Source organism: Bacillus sp. CR71, from assembly GCF_003429245.1.
GTDB classification, from domain to species: domain Bacteria; phylum Bacillota; class Bacilli; order Bacillales; family Bacillaceae_G; genus Bacillus_A; species Bacillus_A thuringiensis_S.
Genome location: NZ_CP031748.1, coordinates 4,580,088 through 4,601,813, shown reverse-complemented (window position 1 = coordinate 4,601,813; position 21,726 = coordinate 4,580,088). Strand labels below are relative to the sequence as shown.

Sequence of the window (21,726 nt, the reverse complement as noted above, 5' to 3'; positions counted from 1 at the left end):
TATATGCTCATAAACGTTGCAAACTAAAACAGGATAGCAGTTTGAGACGGGTAAGGAGTGCAAATTGATGCATATGCATATTTTTGAAGGAGCACGGCATCTTTCTAATAGTGAATGGGTTATTCGGGCTATTATAGCATACATATTTTTAATATTAGTTGCGAAAGCGATGGGGCAAAGGTCTATCGCACAACTTCGTTTTTTAGATGTTGTATTAGTGTTATTGCTTGGTGGGAATATTTCTAACGCATTGTCTGATGAAAAAGTAGGGTTACTGGGCTCGATGATTACAACGTTCATACTCGTTGTACTTCATATTATAAGCTCAGTTTTAATGCTGAAATGGGATAGATGGAGACGCTTTTTAGAGCCAGCACCTATCATTCTTATACACAATGGTTCCATTGATTTTAGCAATTTGAAAAAGGCGAGAATTACGGCGGAATATTTATTTTCGGAACTTCGCATGCGAAATGTGAGCGATATTCAAACGGTTAAATTAGCATTATGGGAAGCGAGTGGCGTTGTTTCTATATTTCAGTATCCAGAATATGAAGCAGCTTCACGGCGGGATCTAAAAGTGGCGGGGAGAAGGTCTCCAGTTTCTTTCATTTTAGTGAAAAATGGAAGGATTCAACAGGACGTTCTCGCTTTAATAGGAAAAACAGAAGAGTGGGCAAAAGAGTTTTTAGAGAAGAGTGCGGAAATTGAATCCATTATGTTAGCTACAGTAGATGAATCACATAAAATAAATATTTTGTTAAAAAAATGAAAAATATACGCATTTTGTCGTTTTGTACATATGATACAATAGTGTGGACAACGAAAAAGGAGGCGATACGGTGGGATATGTAGAAGAATTACGAAAAATAGTTGGTCATCGCCCTTTAATTTTAGTTGGTGCTGTTGTACTCGTTATAAATGAAAATGGTTATGTTTTATTGCAGCAGCGGACAGAGCCGTACGGAAAATGGGGGCTACCTGGCGGACTAATGGAGCTTAGTGAATCACCAGAAGAAACAGCTTATCGTGAAGTATATGAAGAGACAGGAATAAAAGTGAAGAACTTGCGACTAATCAATGTATTTTCTGGAGCGAACTACTTTACAAAATTAGCAAACGGTGATGAATTTCAATCTGTAACAACCGCCTATTATACGGATGAATACGAAGGGGATTTTGTTATGAATAAAGAAGAAGCAGTTCAGCTTAAATTCTTTTCAGTAACAGAACTACCTGACTATATTGTGGGATCGCATAAAAAAATGATTGCTGAATATATGAATATTATGGAAAAAAAGATATAATAAAAGTGAAAGAAATACAAAAACACAGCTCTGGTTGGTAGTCCAGACGCATGATTTCATGTCAGTAACCTTCCCCTCCGGGATGTCCCGTATTTCTAATTTTTTAAAGGAGGGGCTGTCAATGGAGTTGACAGTATATCATGATGGCCAATTTTTTGTTGGAATTATTACATGCAAAGAACAAGGGAAATTGTATGGAGCGAGGTATATTTTTGGAGCGGAACCGTCAGATGAAGAAGTGCTTATGTTTGTGAATGGTTCACTTTTAGAGCATTTTCAGCATTTTGCAAAATGTGGTGTAGAAGTTAAAGAAAAACAGCGTCCTAAAAATATAAAGCGTATCATACGACAAACAGCAAAAGAAACAAATGTTAAACGTTTTACTAAGGCGCAAGAGGCGATTAGTTTATCTTATGAATTGCATAAACAAGAAAAGAAAGTGCAGTCTAAGGAGAAGCGAGAAGCTGAAAAAGAAAGAAGACGTTTAATTAAAGTACAAAAAGCAAAGCAAAAACATCGTGGTCATTAAAGAAAAGGTGTTAGAGCAAGTGCTCTAACACCTTTTCTATACTTAAATACAAGTAAACTTACTTGTATTTCATAAACATTAACTGGTAAGATACAAATAGGTAGTTTTAGAGGAGGGAAAAGAGTGATTAATTTTAACTTTTTTATGAATGATGTTGTCCGCCAAGCGCGTGAAGAGATTGTCTCTGCTGGATATACAGAATTGACGACGCCGGAAGCGGTAGAAGAAGCGTTTAAAAGAAATGGAACAACACTTGTAATGGTAAACTCTGTATGTGGTTGTGCAGGTGGTATCGCTCGTCCTGCTGCTGCGCATTCCGTACATTATGATAAACGTCCTAACCACCTTGTAACGGTGTTTGCAGGTCAAGATAAAGAAGCGACAGCAAGAGCGCGTGAATATTTCGAAGGGTACCCACCTTCTTCTCCATCATTTGCTTTATTAAAAGATGGAAAAATTGTAACGATGGTAGAGCGTCATGAAATTGAAGGTCATGAACCGATGCAAGTTATTGCAAAACTACAATCGTATTTCGAAGAGAATTGTGAAGAACTATAAAAAATAATAAAAAAGGCGGCACGTCCACAATCAAGTGGATGTGCCGCCTTTTTTATTTATTATTTTAATTTCTGAGATATGCATAGTTATGTTATTTTATGCATTATTTTATACACGACAAAAAGCGTTTATATTGTTATTTTATTTATTTTTATTTTATATATTGCATAAAAATAAAAGTGCTGATACAATACAAACATCGAATAAATATTCTATTAAACTTTTAAATATACATTATTAGGGGGAAGAAAGATGAAGAAGTTATTATCAATATCGTTTGCACTTATTTTAATTGTAAGTATATTCAGCGCTTGTAGTAATGGGGAATCGAAAGAAACAAAAGGAAATAAGAAAGTACTCGTAATGGGGACTTCAGCAGATTATAAACCATATGAATACGTGGAAGCTTCAAAAAGTGATGAAATTATTGGTTTTGATGTTGATGTTGCTAAATATATCGGAAAAGAACTTGGGTATGAAGTGAAAGTGAAAGATATGGACTTTGGTGGTTTATTAGCATCTCTTAGTTCAGGAAAAGTTGATTTCGTAATGGCAGGTATGACGCCAACTGCAGAGCGTAAAAATAATGTTGATTTTACAGATATTTATTTTGTTGCGAAAAATATGGTCGTTTCTAAAAAGGATTCTAATATTAAATCTGTAGAGGATTTAAAAGGGAAAAAAGTAGGAGTACAAACAGGATCTATTCAAGAAGAGAAAGCAGCAGAATTTAAAAAACAAGTAGATTTCCAAGTTGAGGGACGTGACCGTATACCAGAAATCGTACAAGAAATTAAAGCTGGTCGTTTTGACGCTGCAATTATAGAAGACACAGTTGCTAAAAATTATTTAGAGAAAATGAAAGATTTAAAAGGAATTGAAATTAAAGAAGCGCCAGAAGAAGTTGGCGCAGCAATTGCCCTTCCGAAAAATAGTGATAAAACAGCTGAATTTAATAAAGTAATTAAAAAAATGCAAGAAAATGGAGAAATGGATAAATTAGTGAAGAAATGGTTTGGCAGCGAAAAATAAGCTGCCTTTCACTTTTCTTTGAGGGGAATGAAAAGGATGAACTTAGATTTTTCGGCGATTACGCCTTCGATACCATATATACTAAAAGGTTTAGAAGTTACTTTGAAAATTGTAGCAGTATCAGCTTTAGCAGGATTTATTTTAGGAACATTATTAGCACTTTGTAAAATTGCTAGAATACGAGCGTTAAATATAGCAGCAGATTTTTATACATCAATTTTTCGTGGTACACCACTTGTATTGCAATTAATGATTATTTATTTCGGCGTCCCGCAAATAATTGGTTATGAAATACCAGCATTCTTAGCAGCTGTACTTGCATTTAGCTTGAATTCAGGTGCATATATGTCAGAAGTGATTCGTGCTGGTATTCAAGCAGTTGATAAAGGACAAACAGAAGCAGCGATGGCTTTAGGGATACCGTACGGAAAAATGATGAGAAATATTATTTTCCCTCAAGCATTAAAAAATATATTACCAGCTCTTGTGAACGAATTTGCGACACTTACGAAAGAATCGGCTGTAGTAACAGTAATAGGCGCGACTGATTTAATGCGTCGTGCTTACATCGTAGGCGGTGAGACATTTAAATATCTTGAACCATTACTTTTTGTTGGACTCATTTATTATATGTTAGTCATTATTCTTACATTAGTCGGGAAGGCAATTGAAGGGAGAATGAAGAAAAGTGATTAAAATTGAAAACCTTCATAAATCATTTGGTAAAAACGAAGTATTAAAAGGAATTACAACAACGATTGAAAAAGGGGAAGTAGTTGCAATTATAGGACCTTCTGGATCAGGAAAATCAACATTTTTACGTTGTATGAATATGTTAGAAGCACCAACGGATGGTCACATTTGGATTGGAACGGAAGAAGTAACGAATTCGAAAACGAATGTTATGCATGTTCGTGAAAATGTCGGTATGGTATTTCAGCATTTTCACTTATTTCCTCATATGACTGTATTAGAAAATATTACGTATGCTCCTATCAATGTAAAAGGGGTAACGAAGCAAGAAGCTGAAAAGAAAGCGGAGAAACTTTTAGAAAAGGTTGGATTAGTAGATAAAAAAGATACGTATCCGAATCGTCTTTCGGGAGGACAAAAGCAACGTGTAGCAATTGCAAGAGCGTTAGCGATGGAACCGGAAGTTATGTTATTTGATGAACCGACATCGGCGCTAGATCCAGAGATGGTGAAAGAAGTGTTAGAAGTTATGAAATCGTTAGTTACGACAGGAATGACGATGGCTATCGTTACACATGAAATGGGCTTTGCAAAAGAAGTGGCAGATCGTGTTCTTTTCTTGGACGGAGGAAAGCTTGTAGAAGATAGTGTGCCAGAAGAATTTTTTGCAGCGCCGAAAAGTGAACGTGCGCAACAATTTTTACAAAAAATATTGTAATATGAAAAGGTTATGTGAATAATAAGTAGAAAAGGATGACATTGTGTCATCCTTTTTTTATACTAACTGTAAATACGTTTATACATATAGGAGTAATGATATGTTTAAAATTGGATATCGTACAGTAAAAACAGCAATTGGGACAGGCGCGGCAGTTTTTATTGCTCAGTTATTAGGATTAGAATTTTATAGTTCAGCAGGTATTTTAGTTATTTTATGTGTACAAAATACGAAGCGCAAATCGCTTCAAGTGTCGTTACATCGTTTTCTAGCGTGTGTATTATCAATGGTATTCGCGTTTTGTATTTTTGAAACGATCGGCTATACACCACTTGCAATTAGCATATTGTTACTTACATTTATTCCGACTGCAGTAATGCTTAAAATTCAAGAAGGTATTGTCACGAGTTCAGTTATTGTTATGCATCTATATTCATTGAAGCAAATTACATGGCTTATAGTTGGAAATGAAATTGCTATATTAACGATAGGGATTAGCGTGGCTCTATTAGTGAATATGTATATGCCGAGTAGTGAAAATAAGCTAAAAGAGTATCAAGATAAAATAGAGAGTAATTTTAAAACGATTTTGTTTGAAATGGTTGTGTATTTACGAAATCGAGAAAGTAGTTGGAGTGGAGCAGAACTCATTGAAACCGAGAATATGTTAAATGAGGCAAGAGATTTATCGTTTAAAAAACTTGAGAATGCATTTATGCGAGAAGATGATTATTACTATCGTTATTTTAATATGCGTATGCAACAATTCGAAATTTTAGAGCGAATGATACCACTAGCAGCTTCTTTATCGTGGACATATGAACAAGCTGACATGATTGCAGATGTTGTTGAAAACATTGGTAATGCTATTAGCCCTGAGAGTACTGGCGTTATTTCCTTAAGGCAGCTTCAAGAAATGAGGGAATTATTTAGAGACATGCCATTGCCAGCTACACGCGAAGAATTTGAGATACGTGCGAAACTTGTTCAACTTGTGTATGAAATGGAACAATATTTACTCATTAAAAGTCGCTTTAAGGGAAAGGATAATATAAAAGAACTTATATAGAAGGTAGGAATTATCTATGCCGTATCTTCTCTCTATCATATTATGTCTTTCTTTATCGCCGCTTTGGCCTCTTGGGGAGAATCCACGTGCCGGAGATCCTTTTATTATTGTAAATAAAGCAACGAATAAATTAGCTTACATTGACGATGGAAAGATTCAAAAGGTTTCTCCAGTAGCGACAGGGAAAACGAATGAATTAACTCCAGAAGGAACTTTTGATGTTGTAATGAAAGCGAAGGATCCATATTACATTGCAAAGGATATTCCAGGTGGATCGCCAAAAAATCCACTTGGATCAAGGTGGATTGGATTTAATGCAAGAGGAACTGATGGAAGTAAATATGGAATACATGGAACAAACCAACCGAGTTCAATTGGAAAGTATATTTCACAAGGATGTATAAGAATGAAGAAAAACGATGTGGAATATTTGTTTGATCGTATTCCAATTGGAACGAAAGTATGGATTGTGAAATCGAAAAAATCATTTCAGCAATTGGCAAAAGAAAAAGGAGCCGTTGCATATGAAAAAGCCAACGAAAAGGTTGGCTTTTTCTATTGTAATAAGTTGTCTTGACATGTGTACATAACCATGCGTTAATGAAAGTATAGAAAGATAAAATTAGATAAAGGGGTTGCTCATATGTACTTGAATCCAAAACTTTCGTATATGCAGTTTTTTATGGGATTTCTATTTGTTATTACATTCATATTGGCAACTTTTAATATATGTTCTTATCTTGTAGCGATTGTATGTATGGCATTACTTAATCTCACTTTTGTTATTGGAGCATTTCAGCAGAAACAATATACAAGTTTTGTAATAGCACTTGTAATGTCATTTTCCTTTAGTATTGTAGCGATTGTGTTTTATATAAAATAAACCATCTCGATGTCGAGATGGTTTATTTTTTCATGTGTAAAAAGTAAAAAAAGGACGAACACATCGCCCTTTTTACCAAAACATACTCGCGCCAGCAAGTAATGTTGTTACAAGCATAGAAATTAGCATCACATAAACCATAATTTTTTGAGCTTTTTTATGCATCGTTATACCTCCTTGCAAATCAGTACAATTTCATTGTAACGAGAAATGAAATTATGGACAAGGGGAGAGTGAGGACAAAATTCGGGAGGGGATTGCAAAATATAACAGGAAATTTGAGTGTGTATAGAGAATATAGTTAAAGGATATATTGTTAATTTTTAGTTGGGCAAGCTGAAGAATGGAGATACGATGATGAAAATATACGAAACAGATCGTTTATACTTAAGGGAAATAGATGAGTCGTATGCTGAAACAGTTCTTCAATATTACGACAGAAATCGTGAATTTTTAAAAGCTTGGGAAGAGTATAGACCGGATGATTTTTTTACGCTAGATTATCAAAAGAAAAAGTTGCAAAAGGATAGAAAAGAGTTCGAAGACGGGAAAATCATCAGACTATGGATTTTTAAAAAGGGTGATGATACAAAAATAATTGGGTGTATTTCATTTAATTTAATCGTTCGTGGCATTTATCAATCTTGTGTACTCGGTTATAAATTAGATAAAGCAGAGTTAAACAAAGGGTATACGACAGAAGCACTTAGAAAAGCAATTCAAGTTGCTTTTGAGGAATTTCAGTTACATCGTATAGAAGCTCCGATTATGCCTCGTAATTTAGCATCTATACAAGTGGTGACGAAGATAGGTTTTCAATATGAAGGCGTGTCTAGGAAGATGTTAATGGTAAATGGCGTGTGGGAGGATCATATGCGCTGGGTATTGTTAAATGAGTAATAGAAAGCAGATGGTTATCTAGACATGTAAACCATCTGTTTTTTGTCTTGTATTTCGAAACTTTTGCGAAATTCTGTTATAATTAGTAGTGTTACATACATAATGGTAGTGCAGGAGGCGCAGTCTTATGATTAATCAAGAACGTTTAGTAAATGAATTTATGGAATTAGTACAAGTAGATTCTGAAACGAAATTTGAAGCAGAAATCTGCAAAGTATTAACGAAGAAATTTACAGATTTAGGTGTAGAAGTATTTGAAGATGACACAATGGCTGTAACTGGTCATGGTGCAGGCAACTTAATTTGTACTTTACCAGCAACAAAAGATGGTGTTGATACAATTTACTTTACTTCTCATATGGATACAGTAGTTCCTGGTAATGGAATTAAGCCTTCTATTAAAGATGGATATATCGTATCAGATGGTACAACAATTTTAGGTGCGGATGATAAAGCTGGATTAGCATCAATGTTCGAAGCAATCCGTGTTTTAAAAGAGAAAAATATCCCTCACGGTAAAATTGAATTTATTATTACAGTCGGAGAAGAATCAGGTCTTGTTGGTGCAAAAGCTTTAGATCGTGAGCGTATTACAGCGAAATATGGCTACGCATTAGATAGCGATGGAAAAGTTGGTGAAATCGTTGTTGCAGCTCCAACACAAGCGAAAGTGAACGCAATTATTCGCGGGAAAACAGCTCACGCTGGTGTAGCGCCGGAGAAAGGTGTATCTGCAATTACTATCGCAGCGAAAGCAATTGCGAAGATGCCACTTGGTCGCATTGACTCTGAAACGACTGCAAATATTGGACGTTTTGAAGGTGGTACACAAACGAATATCGTTTGCGATCATGTACAAATCTTTGCAGAAGCTCGTTCGTTAATCAATGAGAAAATGGAAGCACAAGTTGCGAAAATGAAAGAAGCATTTGAAACAACTGCAAAAGAAATGGGCGGTCATGCAGACGTTGAAGTAAACGTTATGTACCCAGGATTTAAATTTGCTGATGGCGATCACGTTGTAGAAGTTGCAAAACGTGCAGCTGAAAAAATTGGTCGTACACCTTCTCTTCACCAAAGTGGTGGCGGAAGTGATGCAAACGTAATTGCAGGACACGGTATTCCAACAGTTAACTTGGCAGTTGGTTATGAAGAAATTCATACAACAAACGAGAAAATTCCTGTTGAAGAGTTAGCAAAAACAGCAGAATTAGTTGTTGCAATTATTGAAGAAGTAGCGAAGTAATGGAATAGAAAAAGCGTGTAAATCAATTGTGATTTACACGCTTTTTATTTTGACTCGATTGCTTTGACAAGACGTATAAGCCAATATAAGAAAAACTATGGAAGTATATACGTTGTTGCTATATGTACTAGACGAGGGAATAATCCTAACGTATTCATATTGAAAATCGGAAGTAGTAAATAATTAATTGCAATGATTAATATAACTACAAGGAACATATAGTTAATTTCATCATAATCAGCCTCTTTCACATGTGTATCCTCTTTATATCGATTATAAAAAAGAACAAGTAATTATTATAACTATTGTGCAAAATTTGATATAATAAAAGAACGAACGTTCTGATCAGGGGGTGAGTACTATGCGAGAAATGTATCCGAAAAATGGTCGTGTTATTTTACATGTAGATATGAATTGCTTTTTCGCATCTGTTGAAATTGCTCATGATCCATCATTACAAGGAAAGCCATTAGCGGTTGCTGGAAATGAAAAAGAGAGAAAAGGAATTATAATAACATGTAGTTATGAGGCGAGAGAATACGGAATACGTACGACGATGCCCCTTTGGGAAGCGAAAAGATTATGCCCGCAATTAGTTGTAAGGCGTCCTAATTTCACATTATATCGCGAAGCTTCATTTCAAATGTTTCAAGTCCTTTCCCGTTTTACAGAAAAGATACAACCAGTCTCAATAGATGAAGGATATTTAGATATTACAGATTGCTATGCACTTGGTTCGCCTCTTGAAATAGCAAAGATGATGCAACAAGCACTATTAACAGAGTTACAGCTTCCGTGTAGTATCGGAATCGCTCCAAATCTTTTCCTAGCAAAAACAGCTTCTGATATGAAAAAACCTCTCGGTATTACCGTGCTTCGAAAACGTGATATTCCAGAAATGATTTGGCCACTTCCAGTTGAAGCAATGCATGGGATTGGAGAAAAAACAGCTGAAAAATTAAATGAAATTCATATACATACAATTGAACAGTTAGCGAAGGGAGACGAGCATATCATTCGCGCTAAAATTGGCAAGCACGGTATTGATTTACAAAAGCGTGCAAAAGGTACGGATGATAGGGAAGTGGATCCGAGTCAAATGGGCCAACATAAAAGTGTCGGTAACTCGATGACTTTTTCAAAGGATATGGATGAAGAGAAAGAATTACTTGATATGTTAGAACGGTTATCAAAATCAGTGAGTAAAAGATTACAAAAGCGAACCCTTGTCAGCTATAATATTCAAATTATGATTAAATACCATGATAGGCGAACAGTAACACGGAGTAAGCAATTGAAAAATGCGATTTGGGAAGAACGTGATATTTTTCAAGCAGCATCCCGTTTATGGAAGCAACATTGGGATGGTGATTCCGTTCGTTTACTAGGTGTTACAGCTACTGAAATAGAGTGGAAGACAGAATCGGTGAAACAATTAGATTTGTTTTCATTTGAAGAGGATGCGAAAAAAGAACCACTACTTGCTGTCATTGATCAAATTAATGATAAGTATGGAACACCGATTTTACAACGAGGTAGTCAACTACTACGTAAGCAAGAGAAGTCGTTTCAACAAAAGTTAGAAAATAAGTTTATGTAGAAGGTGTCATGAAGTAGTAAAATCATGACACCTTTCATTTTTAACTTGCTTCTAAATCTAATGAAGTTTTCCAACCAGCTGCAGTAACGCCAGATTCTAATAGCATTCTACTTACTATTTTTTCAATTAAGATAGCCGCATTTGTCTTGCAATGTAATGTAGCCTGTATACACACCTTTCGATTAGAATCTACATCTTCGCTATACAACTCTTTTAAACCGAGCCCTTCTGTACTTACCATATGCATAAGTAAAAAACGAATATGTGCTTCATTTTCTTCTGAACAAGTAAGGGAAAGTAAGTAGTTTGTTTGTTCTGGTGATTCTTTTTTTGATTTTTTATTCATAAAAAGAGCAATTGGGCGAAGGAGTATATTTGCTAGTAACACGCCGGCTGTACCTAATATAGCTGCAACGAGGAAACCGGCGCCTGTAAGAGTACCGACAGCAGCTGCACACCATAAAGTAGCTGCCGTATTTAGCCCTCTAATACTAAAACCATCGCGGATAATAACGCCACCCCCTAAAAAGCCAATGCCACTAACGACTTGAGCAGCAATGCGGGATGGGCTAGCATCATGATCAAGCATGACGGATAATAAAACAAATATACAGGCACCAAGTGATACGAGAGCATTTGTCCGTAACCCAGCCATTCTGTGTCTCCATTGTCTTTCCATTCCAATGCAAGCTCCTACAATAATTGCTATAACTAATCTGAATACAATGTCGTACCATACCATCATGGTCACCTCCATATATAAATATGTGTTATGTCTTTTAGAATGAGCGGGGAATATCCACTCATTCTTATTTTTACAACCAGCTACGAAACTTTTTAATATAAAGCTTTTTTAGGAATTGTGTTAAAAAAGCGTAGCCTAATAGTATTCCTACTAACCAAGGAAAGTAGTTAAGTGGCAATGCTTGTAAACCAACGGCTGCACCAAGTGGTGAGAATGGAATATAAATCCCGATTGCCATAATAAGAGCGGTTAATAAAACGACTGGTGTTGATGCAGTGCTTTGAATAAATGGAATCTTTTGTGTTCTTATCATGTGAACAATTAAAGTTTGTGTTAACAATCCAACGACAAACCAACCGGACTGGAATAATGATTGCTCGCTCGGTGTATTTGCACCAAATACATTCCACATGACTACGTATGTGATAATATCAAATACGGAACTAATTGGGCCGATACAAATAATGAAGTTTCGTAAGTTTGCAGTATCCCATTTTCGTGGTTTTTCTAGAAACTCTTTATCCATTTTGTCCCATGGAATAGAAAGTTGTGAAATATCATAAAGTAAGTTTTGAATTAAAAGATGAATGGCAAGCATCGGTAAAAAAGGAATGAAAGCACTTGCTACTAACACGCTAAACACATTACCGAAGTTAGAGCTAGCTGTCATCTTAATATATTTTAAAATATTTCCGAATGTAGTACGTCCTTCTAAAATACCTGCTTCTAATATAGTTAAACTTTTTTCGAGTAGAATAATATCGGAAGCTTCTTTCGCAATATCAGTAGCAGTATTAACAGATATTCCGACATCAGCTTCACGTAATGCTACAGCATCGTTAATGCCGTCTCCCATGTAACCTACAGTGTGTCCATTTCCTTGTAATGCGTGTATAATACGAGATTTTTGCATTGGATTAAGCTTCGCAAATACAGTCGTTTCTTCAGCAAGTTTTGCTAATGCTTTATCTGGTAAAGAATCAATCTCGTAACCGAGGATTGGTTCGCCGATATCTAATCCAACTTCTTTACAAACCTTTCTTGTAACAATTTCGTTATCGCCAGTTAAAATTTTCACTTGTACACCATGTTTTTGTAATGCTTGAATTGCAGCTGCTGCAGATGGTTTCGGTGGATCTAAAAAGCCGATATATCCACTGAGAATCATATCTGTTTCGTCTTTTACTGCGTACTCTTTATTATTTATTCTTCTATCTTTTTTATAAGCCACAGCAATAACCCGCATACCTTCACTATTTAATGTCTCACTTAGTTTTTTGACATTTGAACGTATTTCCTCGGTGAGTGGAACGACTTTTTCATCCACTTCGGTGTAATTACAAATTGATAAAATTTCTTCTACGGCACCTTTACAAACCATTGTATGTTCACCTGAAATATCTTTTACGATGACTGACATACGCCGGCGGGCGAAATCGAATGGAATTTCATCTAGCTTTTGAAAAGCTGATGGATTAAATTTATTGTTTTCCTCTGTATGCTTAATAACAGCTTTATCTATTAAATTTTTCAATCCAGTTTGATAGAAACTATTTAAATAGGCAAATTGTAAGACGCGATTGCATTCATTTCCCTTGGGATCTAAGTGACGAACAAGGACAACTTTATCTTCTGTTAAAGTTCCGGTTTTATCTGTACAAAGAATGTTCATAGCACCTAAGTTTTGAATAGAATTTAGCTGTTTTACAATTACTTTTTGTTTAGACATGTTAACGGCACCTTTAGCTAAATTAGCAGTTACAATCATTGGTAACATTTCAGGTGTAAGACCAACAGCGACGGCAATAGCGAAGAAGAAAGCTTCTTGCCAATCTCCTTTTGTGAATCCATTAATGAGAAGGACAATAGGCGCCATAATAAGCATGAATGTAATTAAGAGCCAGCTTACTTTGTTTACACCTTTATCAAAGCTTGTTTCTACACGCTTTCCAATTACCTTATTTGCTAAAGAGCCGAAATACGTATCGGTACTTGTTGAGATGACAACAGCTTTTGCGCTACCACTTACAATATTTGTTCCCATGAAGCAAAGGTTTTCCATATCGAGTGGATTGTAATTTTTTTTCATGTTTTTCGGTAAGATATGCTTATTTTCTGTATGGTAGCAGTGTTCGTATTTTTCTACAGGAAGTGCTTCCCCTGTCAAAGAAGATTGATTAACAAATAAATCTTTAGCGGATACAACACGCACATCAGCTGGAACGATATCACCAGCTGAAAGGGAAATAATATCGCCAGGTACAAGTTCCTCAATTGGAATTTCTGTTGTGTAATTTCGGTTTAAATTCTTTACATTTTTTGTTTCATGTACAAATCCATTTATTCTAAATACGCTCGCAGTTGTTCGAACCATAGCTTTTAACTTATCGGCAGCTTTTTGAGAACGAAATTCTTGGGAAAACCGAATCGTTGCACTAAGTAGGACCATTACAGATACGACAATCGTTCCTTGCATATCATCTGTGAAAAAGGAGAGTGCTCCAAGAGCTAATAAAACGAAAATAAATGGATTTTTAAATGCCAATAGAAATTGAATGTACCACGGCGCCATTTTATTATGAGCTATTTCGTTCGGACCATATAAAGAAAGTCTACGAGACGCTTCTTGTTTAGATAATCCATCTTGTGTTGTTTCTAAAAGTTTTAACGCAGAGCTTACATCTTGTGTTGCAACCTCCACTAATAATTCGTTATTTGTTTTCATGCTATCTTGCTCATAAGCATGCTTTGTTTCTTGTCTTTGTAAATTAAACATCGGTAGTTCCTCCTCTGTCATGAAGGAGGAAACAATCTGTTACCTAACTATTTGAAATGGTGAGGAACAGTTTCTTTCCTACCTACATGATGAAATACGAATGTAAAACGTATGGGTATCTGGGCCGAATCATCAATTGCCAACTGTTCCTCACCTCCGTACAATTTAGTAGTTTCTGAATATGCTATGTTTGTTTCATAGTAAGGTGCATATAGACGTAAAAAGACCTTTACTCAAAACGAGTAAAGGTCTGAATTCGCAGTTAAAAGAGTCCACAACAAAGACTGTTAGTAGACATAAATAAAAACAGTTTTTGTGTATGACAAAATACATGCACCTCTCCCTCGTTGAGTTTTAGCACTGTATAGCATAGGTACTGAAACCAGCTACGTTAAAAAAGGCCTTCATTCCGACCTTTCCTGTTGACCCATTGGCGTCTCTCGACATTTTTGGGCAGCAGCGTTTCTCTATACAGGAGCCTCACCTAACAGAGACCATATTCAATTACATGTTGAATGTTAGCACTGTAAAATCGTAGTGTCAATATCTTTTTTATCTGTGTTTTTAAAATATTAAACGGATTTATAATAGATATGTGGGATGAAATGCATGATATTGATTATGAATAATATGGAAAATAAATATTTTTATAAAAGGGGAATTTGTAATGGTACCACAAAATTTTATTATAAATATTGAGAATCAAAAATGGTTGTTTAATGAGCAGGAAGATTTATGTTCACACGGAGAAATATATTTAAATGTGGATGGAACGATTATTACGCGGACAGGTATGGATGAGGAATGGGGAATAAGTGAATCAGCTTTAGCTTTGTTACGAACTTTAGATAAAGAATATATTTGTGATATTGAAAATGAAGAGGGGGTTATTTTGCACGGATGTGGCACTATCCTAATGTTAGGATGCCCAATTTCAATTCATTGGACTATAAACCATATAGGTAAAAATGTGATTTTAAAGGACTTTGTCAAAGTTATTTCTACTGATCAAAAGGCTATATACTATGAAGGGCTTCATATAGAATTGAATGAAAATGAATATAGAAAACAAATTGTTTCTTTTGCACTACAAGCAAAAGAATTATTTAATAAATCAAGTGAAAAGATAATTTTAAATGAGCTTGAGCGAAGTATGTATACCGACTTTTGGACGGAATATGATCATTTGTTAAATAAGTATAAATAAAAAAGCACTGTAACCAGTGCTTTTTTATTATAGATTACGAGATTGTAGGGTTTTCAAAAATAACAATCTCTGAACTGTTTGTAGTTGAAACGCGTTGGGCGTAATATGTTAAAGCTGAAGAAATATATGCTGGTAACGTATCATTTGTATGTGATGTTGTATATTCATGGATTAATTCCTTTAAAGTTGTCCATTCTAATTGTGCTGGGTGATCAGACACGAAAGAACTTACCCAGCGATCAAATGAAGATGAAAAATCAGTTTGTAAACGAAATACTTCTTTCATAATAAAACGCTCCCTTAAAATGTAGTATAATTATTTTACCACAAAACACGAACGATTGGTAAATTTTTTAAGTATAACGTTCGTGTTATATAGTTGTCTAGATGATTGGTTATGTAAATTCGATTTGCCATTTGAAATAACATTCCGTAAGATGAGAGATAGAGTATATTTAGAGCTGGAGGAAAGAAAGTGGAATTTGTATTTTTAGGAACTGGTGCAGGTGTTCCTTCAAAAGGAAGGAACGTTTCAGCAATTGCTTTACAATTGTTAGAAGAACGAGGACAGACTTGGTTATTTGATTGTGGCGAGGCCACGCAACATCAAATATTACATACATCGGTACGTCCGCGCCGCATTGAAAAAATATTTATTACGCATTTACATGGCGATCATATTTTTGGATTGCCTGGTTTATTAGGTAGCCGTTCATTTCAAGGAGGAACTACGCCTTTAACGGTGTATGGACCGAAAGGAATTAAACAATTTATTGAAGTGGCATTATCGGTAAGTACGACACATGTGAAATATCCACTTGAAGTTGTGGAGATAACAGAAGAAGGTACCGTATTTGAAGATAATGAATTTTATGTAGAAACGAAAAGATTGTCACACGGTATAGAATGTTTTGGATATCGTATTGTAGAGAAAGATATACAAGGTGCTCTTTTAGTTGATAAATTGCTTGAGATGGGTGTGAAACCAGGTCCAATCTTTAAACGTTTAAAAGATGGAGAAGTAGTTGAATTAGAGGATGGCACGATATTAAATGGAAATGAGTTTATCGGCCCACCTCAAAAAGGAAGAATTATTACTATCTTAGGTGATACGCGATATTGCGAAGCGAGTAGGGAGCTTGCGCAAGATGCAGATGTACTTGTCCATGAAGCGACTTTCGCAGCAGAAGATGAGCAACAAGCGCATGATTATTTTCATTCCACATCTAAGCAAGCTGCGAGCATTGCACTTCAGGCAAATGCGAAGCGATTAATCTTAACTCACATTAGTTCTCGCTATCAAGGAGATACATATAAGGAATTATTGAAAGAGGCAAGAGAGTTGTTTTCTAATACAGAAATAGCGACAGATTTGAAATCATTCCCAGTAGAAAAATGATAATTTTGTAAAAAATGGTAACGATGGGTTGCCATTTTTTTATGTCTAAAAAAATTTAAAAATAAAACTGTTATTATTTTATGCTTATACTTGGATGATACAGAAAATTAGAATGGTTTGAATATATACGATAAAAATACGAAATAATGATTATTTAGAAAAACTGTTATATAAGTCAGATGACATACAAGTGATACAAATAGCAGGAATGGACTTTTATTCAGAACTTTTAAAATTCAACAAAAGTAAGCGTTTTATAAAAAACAAGCTATAATGAGGGCAGATTATAATTTATGATAAGTCACATGCTTTTTAGTTATTATCGTAACAAGTGAAGTTGACTAAACCATGAGAGAGTAACATGAGAATTATAATAGGAAAGATATCACTTGTTTATGCTATGCTTGCAATGGCTTCTGTGTTAAACTTTGGATTGCTACCAGACTTTATTGTGGATTATCTTATATCATTTTTTTAATGAAAATAATACTAAGATTCTTATGTATTATGATAACTGGTATTATTTCAGGTTATATTGGATTACTTTTATTCAAAAATTATCCAATTCATACAGCAGAACAAATTCGTGGTACAACTGGAAAAGCGACAGATGTAGCAGCTTAATAGAATAGTAGAATAAATTTTTTTCATAGAGGTTTAGGGGGAGTTATGATGAAGTATCGCTCAGTATTTGATATTATCGGTCCAGTTATGATTGGACCATCAAGTTCACATACAGCAGGCGCGGCAAGAATGGGGCAAGTTGCTCGCCAGCTGTTTCGTCATGAACCAGAAAGAGTAAGCATTTCGTTATATGGATCATTTGCAAAGACGTATCGAGGGCATGGTACCGATGTAGCACTAATCGGTGGAATATTGGGATTTGAAACAGATGACTTACGTATTCCAGAGGCGCTAGAAATAGCAAAAGAGCGCGGAATTGAAGTGGAATTCATTGAAGAAGATGCCAATGCACCTCACCCAAATACAGCAAGAATTCGTTTGTATAAAGGTGAAGAAGAAATTGAAGTTGTTGCTTGCTCAATTGGTGGCGGTAAAATTGAAGTTGTAGAATTAAACGGATTCGATCTTCAATTATCAGGCACAAGTCCAGCACTACTTATTGTAAATAACGATCGCTTTGGTGCTATTGCAGCGGTGGCTTCAATCCTTGCTACACACGAGATTAACATTAGTACAATGAGTGTTTCTCGTAAAGAAAAAGGAAGAAGAGCGCTTATGGTTATTGAAACAGATGAATTATTAGCAGATGAAGTGATTGAAGAAATAAAAGCGCAACAAAATATTTGTCAAGTAACTATTATGGATTAATTGCAGGGGGGACACACCATGTTTCGGAACGCAGCGGAACTAGTGGCGCAAGCTAAAGAACAAAATGTAAAAATCGCAGAAATTATGATTCAATGTGAAATGGAAACAAGACGTATTTCACGTGAAGAAGTAATTGCTGGTATGGAAAAGAACTTAGTCGTGATGGAACAAGCAGTAGAACGTGGTATTCGCGGCGTGAAATCACCAACTGGTTTAACTGGTGGAGATGCTGTAAAAGTTCAAGCGTATATGAAGAGTGGAAAAGGCTTATCTGGAGATACGATTTTGGATGCAGTAAGCAAAGCTGTTGCAACAAATGAAGTAAACGCAGCGATGGGAATTATTTGTGCAACACCAACAGCAGGGTCTGCTGGAACAGTGCCAGGTGTACTATTTGCACTAAGAGAAAAATTGCAGCCTACACGTGAAGAAATGATTGAGTTCTTATTTACAGCAGGAGCTTTCGGTATGGTTGTTGCGAATAATGCTTGTATTTCTGGTGCGGCAGGAGGATGCCAAGCTGAAGTTGGTTCAGCAAGTGGAATGGCGGCTGCAGCTGCAGTTGAGATGGCTGGTGGAACACAAGATCAAGCAGCTACAGCGATGGCAATTTCATTAAAGAACATGCTTGGTTTAGTGTGCGATCCTGTTGCAGGACTTGTAGAAGTGCCTTGTGTAAAACGTAATGCAGCAGGAGCTGCGAATGCGATGATTTCAGCAGATTTAGCATTAGCTGGTGTAACGAGTACAATTCCATGTGATGAAGTAATTGAGGCAATGTTTAGAATTGGACAAACGATGCCAGTAGCACTTCGTGAAACAGCAGAAGGTGGACTTGCAGCAACGCCGACTGGTCGTCGCCTGCAAGAAGAGATTTTTGGGAAGAACAATAACTAAGTGTAAAAATAGAAAAAGGAGCTCAAGTTTATTTGAGCTCCTTTTTCTATTTTTCTTTTGTTAGTTGTTCTAATGTTTTTCCAAGATTATGTGATCGTTCCGTTGCCTGTGTAATACAAGAAATAAGTGCTTGTTGAAATTCATGTTCTTGTAATACTTCAATACCTGCTTCGGTAGTTCCACCAGGAGAAGTAATTTCCTTTCGCAAAATAGAAGGGTGCTTGTCACTTGCTTTTAGCATTTCAGCAGCACCAATCATCGTTTGAAGAATAAGTGATTTTGCAACATCTTCTTTTAAACCAATTTTTTTTGCAGCTTCTTCCATAGCTTCCACTACGTAATAAATATAAGCAGGTCCACTTCCGGATAATGCAGTGACAGCATGCATATCATCTTCCTCTACAACAGAGACGAGACCGATCGTTTCAAATAAAGATGTTGCAGTGCGAATATGTTCCGCTGTTGCATGTTTTGAAGGGGAGATAGCGGTAGCTGATTTTAGAATGGCTGCGGATGTATTTGGCATTGCACGAATAATTGGAACGTCTTTTTGAAGTAGTTTTCTAATTGAGTGAGTAGAAACACCTGCTAGTAATGAAATAATAAGCACGTTATTATTTATGTATTCTTTAAAAGGGGTAAGCGCCTCTGCAACATCCTTTGGTTTCATTGCTAGAAAAAGAATATTTGCATCAGTAAGTAATTCTTTTTTATTATGAGTACCTTTGACACCGTATTTTTTATGTAGCTCTTGTAATCTCGTCTCGTTAGAACGATTACTTACAGTAATTTGTTCACCTTTAACAACATTTGCATGTAACAAGCCACCAATAATAGCTTCAGCAATAGAGCCTGCACCGAGAAAGGAAATGTTTTGAATAGACATGATGTTCCTCCTTTAATTTTGGTTAGAAATTCTTATAAATGTACATACATTCGTTTTCTTATAGGAAACACCTCTTTTTATCTGAAAATAATGACAAATATATATAGAAGTTGTAAACTGAAGAAGTATTCATTTTTGAACCGGAAAGAGACAGGGGGGGCTAAGCATGACGGCGATTCACCGAATGGAGATTCCTGTACCATTTGCAGTGGAAACTGTGAATGTGTTTTTAGTTGAGGGGGAGACATTAACATTAATTGATACAGGGACGAATACAGAAGAGGCAAGGAATGCGTTAGAAAGTCAATTAGGTGCATTAGGATATACGATAGAAGATATTGAAACAGTAGTCATTACGCATCATCATGCAGATCATTGTGGACTTTTAAATATATTTTCTGAGAAGACGAATATTATTGGACATCCTTGGAATGAGCCTTGGATCACACAAAATCCAGAATTTTTAAAGCGGTATCATGAATTTTTTAGAGAGACGGCCTTACAGTTTGGTGTGCCAGCAGCATTTTTGAAAGACGAGTCGTTATTGACGACGAGGACACTTAAATATTCTTGTAATAGATCGTTAACGCATACTGTGAGAGAAGGAGATCGTATTAATTCTTTGCCTGGATTTACAGTGCTTGAAACACCAGGCCATGCTTCTACTCATATTTCTTTATATAGAGAATCTGATGGAATATTAATTGGTGGAGATGCTCTCATTAGTCATATTTCTTCGAATCCAATACTAGAACCACCATATGAAGGGCAAACAGAACGGGCACGCCCATTACTACAATATAATCAAACATTACAGCGTTTAAGCGAAATGAATATTTCACGCATTTTATCAGGGCATGGGGAAGATGTTCTAAATGTGAAACAACTTATTGAAACGAGATTACAAAAGCAAGAAACACGTGCTTTTAAAGTACTTGAGTTATTAAAGGAAAAACCAATGACAGCATTTGAAGTATGTGTAAAACTATTTCCGGTATTATATAAAGAACAATTACCACTTACTATTTCAGAAACGGTTGGACAATTGGACTATTTAGCATATAATCAACAAGTGATGATTGATGAGTCATCGCAACAATTGATTTATTATGCAAAGTAGGTGACAGCAATGACAGGACGTTTACAAAATAAAGTAATCGTCATTACAGGTGCTTCTAGTGGGATTGGTGAGCAAGTTGCAATGCAAGTTGCAGCACAGGGAGCGACTCCAGTATTAATGGCTCGAACAGAAGAGAAACTACAAGCGTTAGTAGACAAAATTAAAGAAACTTATAATACGCCTTGCTATTATTATGTATTAGATGTAAGTGATGAGATGGAAGTACAGTCTGTTTTTTCAAAGGTATTACAAGAAGTGGGACGTATTGATATATTAGTAAACAATGCGGGATTTGGTATTTTTAAAACGTTTGAAGATGCGTCAATGGGTGAAGTAAAAGATATGTTCCAAGTAAATGTATTTGGATTAGTAGCATGTACGAAAGCGGTACTACCTTATATGGTAAACAAGAATGAAGGACATATTATTAATATTGCTTCACTTGCTGGAAAAATTGCAACTCCGAAATCGAGTGCTTATGCAGCAACGAAACATGCCGTATTAGGATTTACGAATAGTTTACGCATGGAATTAGCGAATACAGATATTTATGTTACAGCAATTAATCCAGGTCCGATAGATACAAACTTTTTTGAAATAGCGGATCAATCTGGTACATATGTAAAGAATATGGGACGTTACATGTTAAAACCAACATACGTAGCAGAACAAATCGTAAAGTCGATGCACACGAAAAAACGTGAAGTAAACTTACCGAAGTGGATGGGCATTGGTCCGAAACTTTATGCTTTATTCCCAGGTTTATTTGAGCGTGTTGCAGGTAAATCATTAAGTAAAAAATAGGAGATTTCCATATGGAAATCTCCTA

At 35.7% G+C, this 21,726-nt stretch carries 25 protein-coding genes and 1 riboswitch; of the genes, 19 read left to right on the top strand and 6 right to left on the bottom strand.

The annotated features are described in order from the left end of the window. Positions 1 to 67: 67 nt before the first annotated feature. The 10 genes from DOS87_RS23035 (at position 68) to DOS87_RS22990 (ending at position 6,789) form a co-directional block, all read left to right on the top strand. Positions 68 to 772 carry a DUF421 domain-containing protein gene (locus DOS87_RS23035; RefSeq protein ID WP_000550956.1) on the top strand — a complete coding sequence of 235 codons (705 nt, stop codon included), beginning with the start codon at positions 68 to 70 and terminating at the stop codon, positions 770 to 772. A gap of 70 nt (positions 773 to 842) precedes the next feature. Continuing rightward, entirely contained in the window at positions 843 to 1,307 is a 465-nt protein-coding gene (locus DOS87_RS23030; RefSeq protein ID WP_000542552.1) for an NUDIX hydrolase, read from the top strand. A gap of 121 nt (positions 1,308 to 1,428) precedes the next feature. Beyond that, positions 1,429 to 1,836, top strand: a complete 408-nt coding sequence (locus DOS87_RS23025; protein WP_000424202.1) for a YjdF family protein — start codon at positions 1,429 to 1,431, stop codon at positions 1,834 to 1,836. Between the two features lie 144 nt (positions 1,837 to 1,980). After that, positions 1,981 to 2,394, top strand: coding sequence for a BrxA/BrxB family bacilliredoxin (locus DOS87_RS23020; RefSeq protein WP_001979317.1), 414 nt, complete (start codon positions 1,981 to 1,983; stop codon positions 2,392 to 2,394). 252 nt (positions 2,395 to 2,646) lie between these two features. Further along, a complete protein-coding gene (locus DOS87_RS23015; protein ID WP_000735462.1) occupies positions 2,647 to 3,426 on the top strand; it encodes a transporter substrate-binding domain-containing protein in 780 nt (259 codons plus the stop codon). Between the two features lie 36 nt (positions 3,427 to 3,462). Beyond that, positions 3,463 to 4,122: an amino acid ABC transporter permease gene (locus DOS87_RS23010; protein ID WP_001046915.1), complete on the top strand. Its 660-nt coding sequence runs from the start codon at positions 3,463 to 3,465 to the stop codon at positions 4,120 to 4,122. After that, a complete protein-coding gene (locus DOS87_RS23005; RefSeq protein WP_000590207.1) occupies positions 4,115 to 4,837 on the top strand; it encodes an amino acid ABC transporter ATP-binding protein in 723 nt (240 codons plus the stop codon). Before DOS87_RS23010 ends, DOS87_RS23005 begins: the two co-directional genes overlap by 8 nt. A 100-nt stretch (positions 4,838 to 4,937) precedes the next feature. After that, positions 4,938 to 5,906, top strand: a complete 969-nt coding sequence (locus tag DOS87_RS23000; RefSeq protein WP_000472671.1) for an aromatic acid exporter family protein — start codon at positions 4,938 to 4,940, stop codon at positions 5,904 to 5,906. 16 nt (positions 5,907 to 5,922) lie between these two features. Beyond that, positions 5,923 to 6,483, top strand: a complete 561-nt coding sequence (locus DOS87_RS22995) for a L,D-transpeptidase (RefSeq protein ID WP_001146572.1) — start codon at positions 5,923 to 5,925, stop codon at positions 6,481 to 6,483. Positions 6,484 to 6,549: 66 nt separating this feature from the next. Then, entirely contained in the window at positions 6,550 to 6,789 is a 240-nt protein-coding gene (locus tag DOS87_RS22990; protein WP_000281167.1) for a DUF3894 domain-containing protein, read from the top strand. A gap of 72 nt (positions 6,790 to 6,861) precedes the next feature. Here DOS87_RS22990 and prli42 read toward each other — a convergent pair whose 3' ends face one another. Further along, positions 6,862 to 6,954: a stressosome-associated protein Prli42 gene (gene prli42 / locus DOS87_RS22985; protein WP_000549037.1), complete on the bottom strand. Its 93-nt coding sequence runs from the start codon at positions 6,952 to 6,954 to the stop codon at positions 6,862 to 6,864. 189 nt (positions 6,955 to 7,143) lie between these two features. Between prli42 and DOS87_RS22980 the strand changes: the two genes are divergently transcribed. Continuing rightward, positions 7,144 to 7,689 carry a GNAT family N-acetyltransferase gene (locus DOS87_RS22980; RefSeq protein ID WP_014894891.1) on the top strand — a complete coding sequence of 182 codons (546 nt, stop codon included), beginning with the start codon at positions 7,144 to 7,146 and terminating at the stop codon, positions 7,687 to 7,689. Positions 7,690 to 7,816: 127 nt separating this feature from the next. Next, positions 7,817 to 8,935, top strand: a complete 1,119-nt coding sequence (locus tag DOS87_RS22975) for a tripeptidase T (RefSeq protein WP_000609803.1) — start codon at positions 7,817 to 7,819, stop codon at positions 8,933 to 8,935. 95 nt (positions 8,936 to 9,030) lie between these two features. Here the strand turns inward: DOS87_RS22975 and DOS87_RS22970 are convergent, their stop codons facing one another. After that, positions 9,031 to 9,186 carry a hypothetical protein gene (locus DOS87_RS22970; RefSeq protein WP_000656487.1) on the bottom strand — a complete coding sequence of 52 codons (156 nt, stop codon included), beginning with the start codon at positions 9,184 to 9,186 and terminating at the stop codon, positions 9,031 to 9,033. A gap of 110 nt (positions 9,187 to 9,296) precedes the next feature. On the opposite strand from DOS87_RS22970, the gene DOS87_RS22965 reads away from it, so the two are divergent. Beyond that, complete coding sequence (locus tag DOS87_RS22965) at positions 9,297 to 10,535, top strand: DNA polymerase IV (protein WP_001208861.1); 1,239 nt, start codon at positions 9,297 to 9,299, stop codon at positions 10,533 to 10,535. 40 nt (positions 10,536 to 10,575) lie between these two features. Here DOS87_RS22965 and DOS87_RS22960 read toward each other — a convergent pair whose 3' ends face one another. Then, on the bottom strand, positions 10,576 to 11,277 hold the full coding sequence (locus DOS87_RS22960) for an MgtC/SapB family protein (RefSeq protein ID WP_000262346.1): 702 nt from the start codon (positions 11,275 to 11,277) through the stop codon (positions 10,576 to 10,578). Positions 11,278 to 11,350: 73 nt separating this feature from the next. Then, positions 11,351 to 14,056 (bottom strand): magnesium-translocating P-type ATPase, encoded by a 2,706-nt coding sequence (gene mgtA / locus DOS87_RS22955; protein WP_000482692.1) that lies wholly within the window; start codon positions 14,054 to 14,056, stop codon positions 11,351 to 11,353. Positions 14,057 to 14,387: 331 nt separating this feature from the next. Then, positions 14,388 to 14,555, bottom strand: a riboswitch (M-box (ykoK) riboswitch). A 168-nt stretch (positions 14,556 to 14,723) separates the two neighbouring features. Here mgtA and DOS87_RS22950 point away from each other — a divergent pair. Further along, a complete protein-coding gene (locus DOS87_RS22950) occupies positions 14,724 to 15,263 on the top strand; it encodes a hypothetical protein (RefSeq protein ID WP_098577832.1) in 540 nt (179 codons plus the stop codon). A gap of 34 nt (positions 15,264 to 15,297) precedes the next feature. Here the strand turns inward: DOS87_RS22950 and DOS87_RS22945 are convergent, their stop codons facing one another. After that, entirely contained in the window at positions 15,298 to 15,549 is a 252-nt protein-coding gene (locus DOS87_RS22945; RefSeq protein ID WP_000665709.1) for a DUF3932 family protein, read from the bottom strand. 189 nt (positions 15,550 to 15,738) lie between these two features. On the opposite strand from DOS87_RS22945, the gene rnz reads away from it, so the two are divergent. The 3 genes from rnz to sdaAA all read left to right on the top strand — a co-directional run bounded on the left by rnz (position 15,739) and on the right by sdaAA (position 18,891). After that, the gene (rnz, locus tag DOS87_RS22940) at positions 15,739 to 16,662 is read left to right on the top strand and encodes a ribonuclease Z (RefSeq protein ID WP_000397454.1); all 924 of its coding nucleotides are present in this window, start codon (positions 15,739 to 15,741) and stop codon (positions 16,660 to 16,662) included. A gap of 672 nt (positions 16,663 to 17,334) precedes the next feature. Continuing rightward, positions 17,335 to 17,994: an L-serine ammonia-lyase, iron-sulfur-dependent subunit beta gene (sdaAB, locus tag DOS87_RS22930; RefSeq protein WP_000877451.1), complete on the top strand. Its 660-nt coding sequence runs from the start codon at positions 17,335 to 17,337 to the stop codon at positions 17,992 to 17,994. 18 nt (positions 17,995 to 18,012) lie between these two features. After that, positions 18,013 to 18,891: an L-serine ammonia-lyase, iron-sulfur-dependent, subunit alpha gene (gene sdaAA / locus DOS87_RS22925; protein WP_000489454.1), complete on the top strand. Its 879-nt coding sequence runs from the start codon at positions 18,013 to 18,015 to the stop codon at positions 18,889 to 18,891. Between the two features lie 46 nt (positions 18,892 to 18,937). Here sdaAA and proI read toward each other — a convergent pair whose 3' ends face one another. After that, positions 18,938 to 19,777 (bottom strand): pyrroline-5-carboxylate reductase ProI, encoded by an 840-nt coding sequence (proI, locus tag DOS87_RS22920; RefSeq protein WP_000027254.1) that lies wholly within the window; start codon positions 19,775 to 19,777, stop codon positions 18,938 to 18,940. A gap of 166 nt (positions 19,778 to 19,943) precedes the next feature. Here proI and DOS87_RS22915 point away from each other — a divergent pair, with 166 nt between their 5' ends. Together DOS87_RS22915 and DOS87_RS22910 are read left to right on the top strand one after the other, a co-directional pair. Next, complete coding sequence (locus DOS87_RS22915; RefSeq protein ID WP_000125124.1) at positions 19,944 to 20,897, top strand: MBL fold metallo-hydrolase; 954 nt, start codon at positions 19,944 to 19,946, stop codon at positions 20,895 to 20,897. A 9-nt stretch (positions 20,898 to 20,906) separates the two neighbouring features. After that, positions 20,907 to 21,701 carry an SDR family NAD(P)-dependent oxidoreductase gene (locus DOS87_RS22910; protein ID WP_000147789.1) on the top strand — a complete coding sequence of 265 codons (795 nt, stop codon included), beginning with the start codon at positions 20,907 to 20,909 and terminating at the stop codon, positions 21,699 to 21,701. The last annotated feature ends 25 nt before the right edge of the window (positions 21,702 to 21,726 follow it).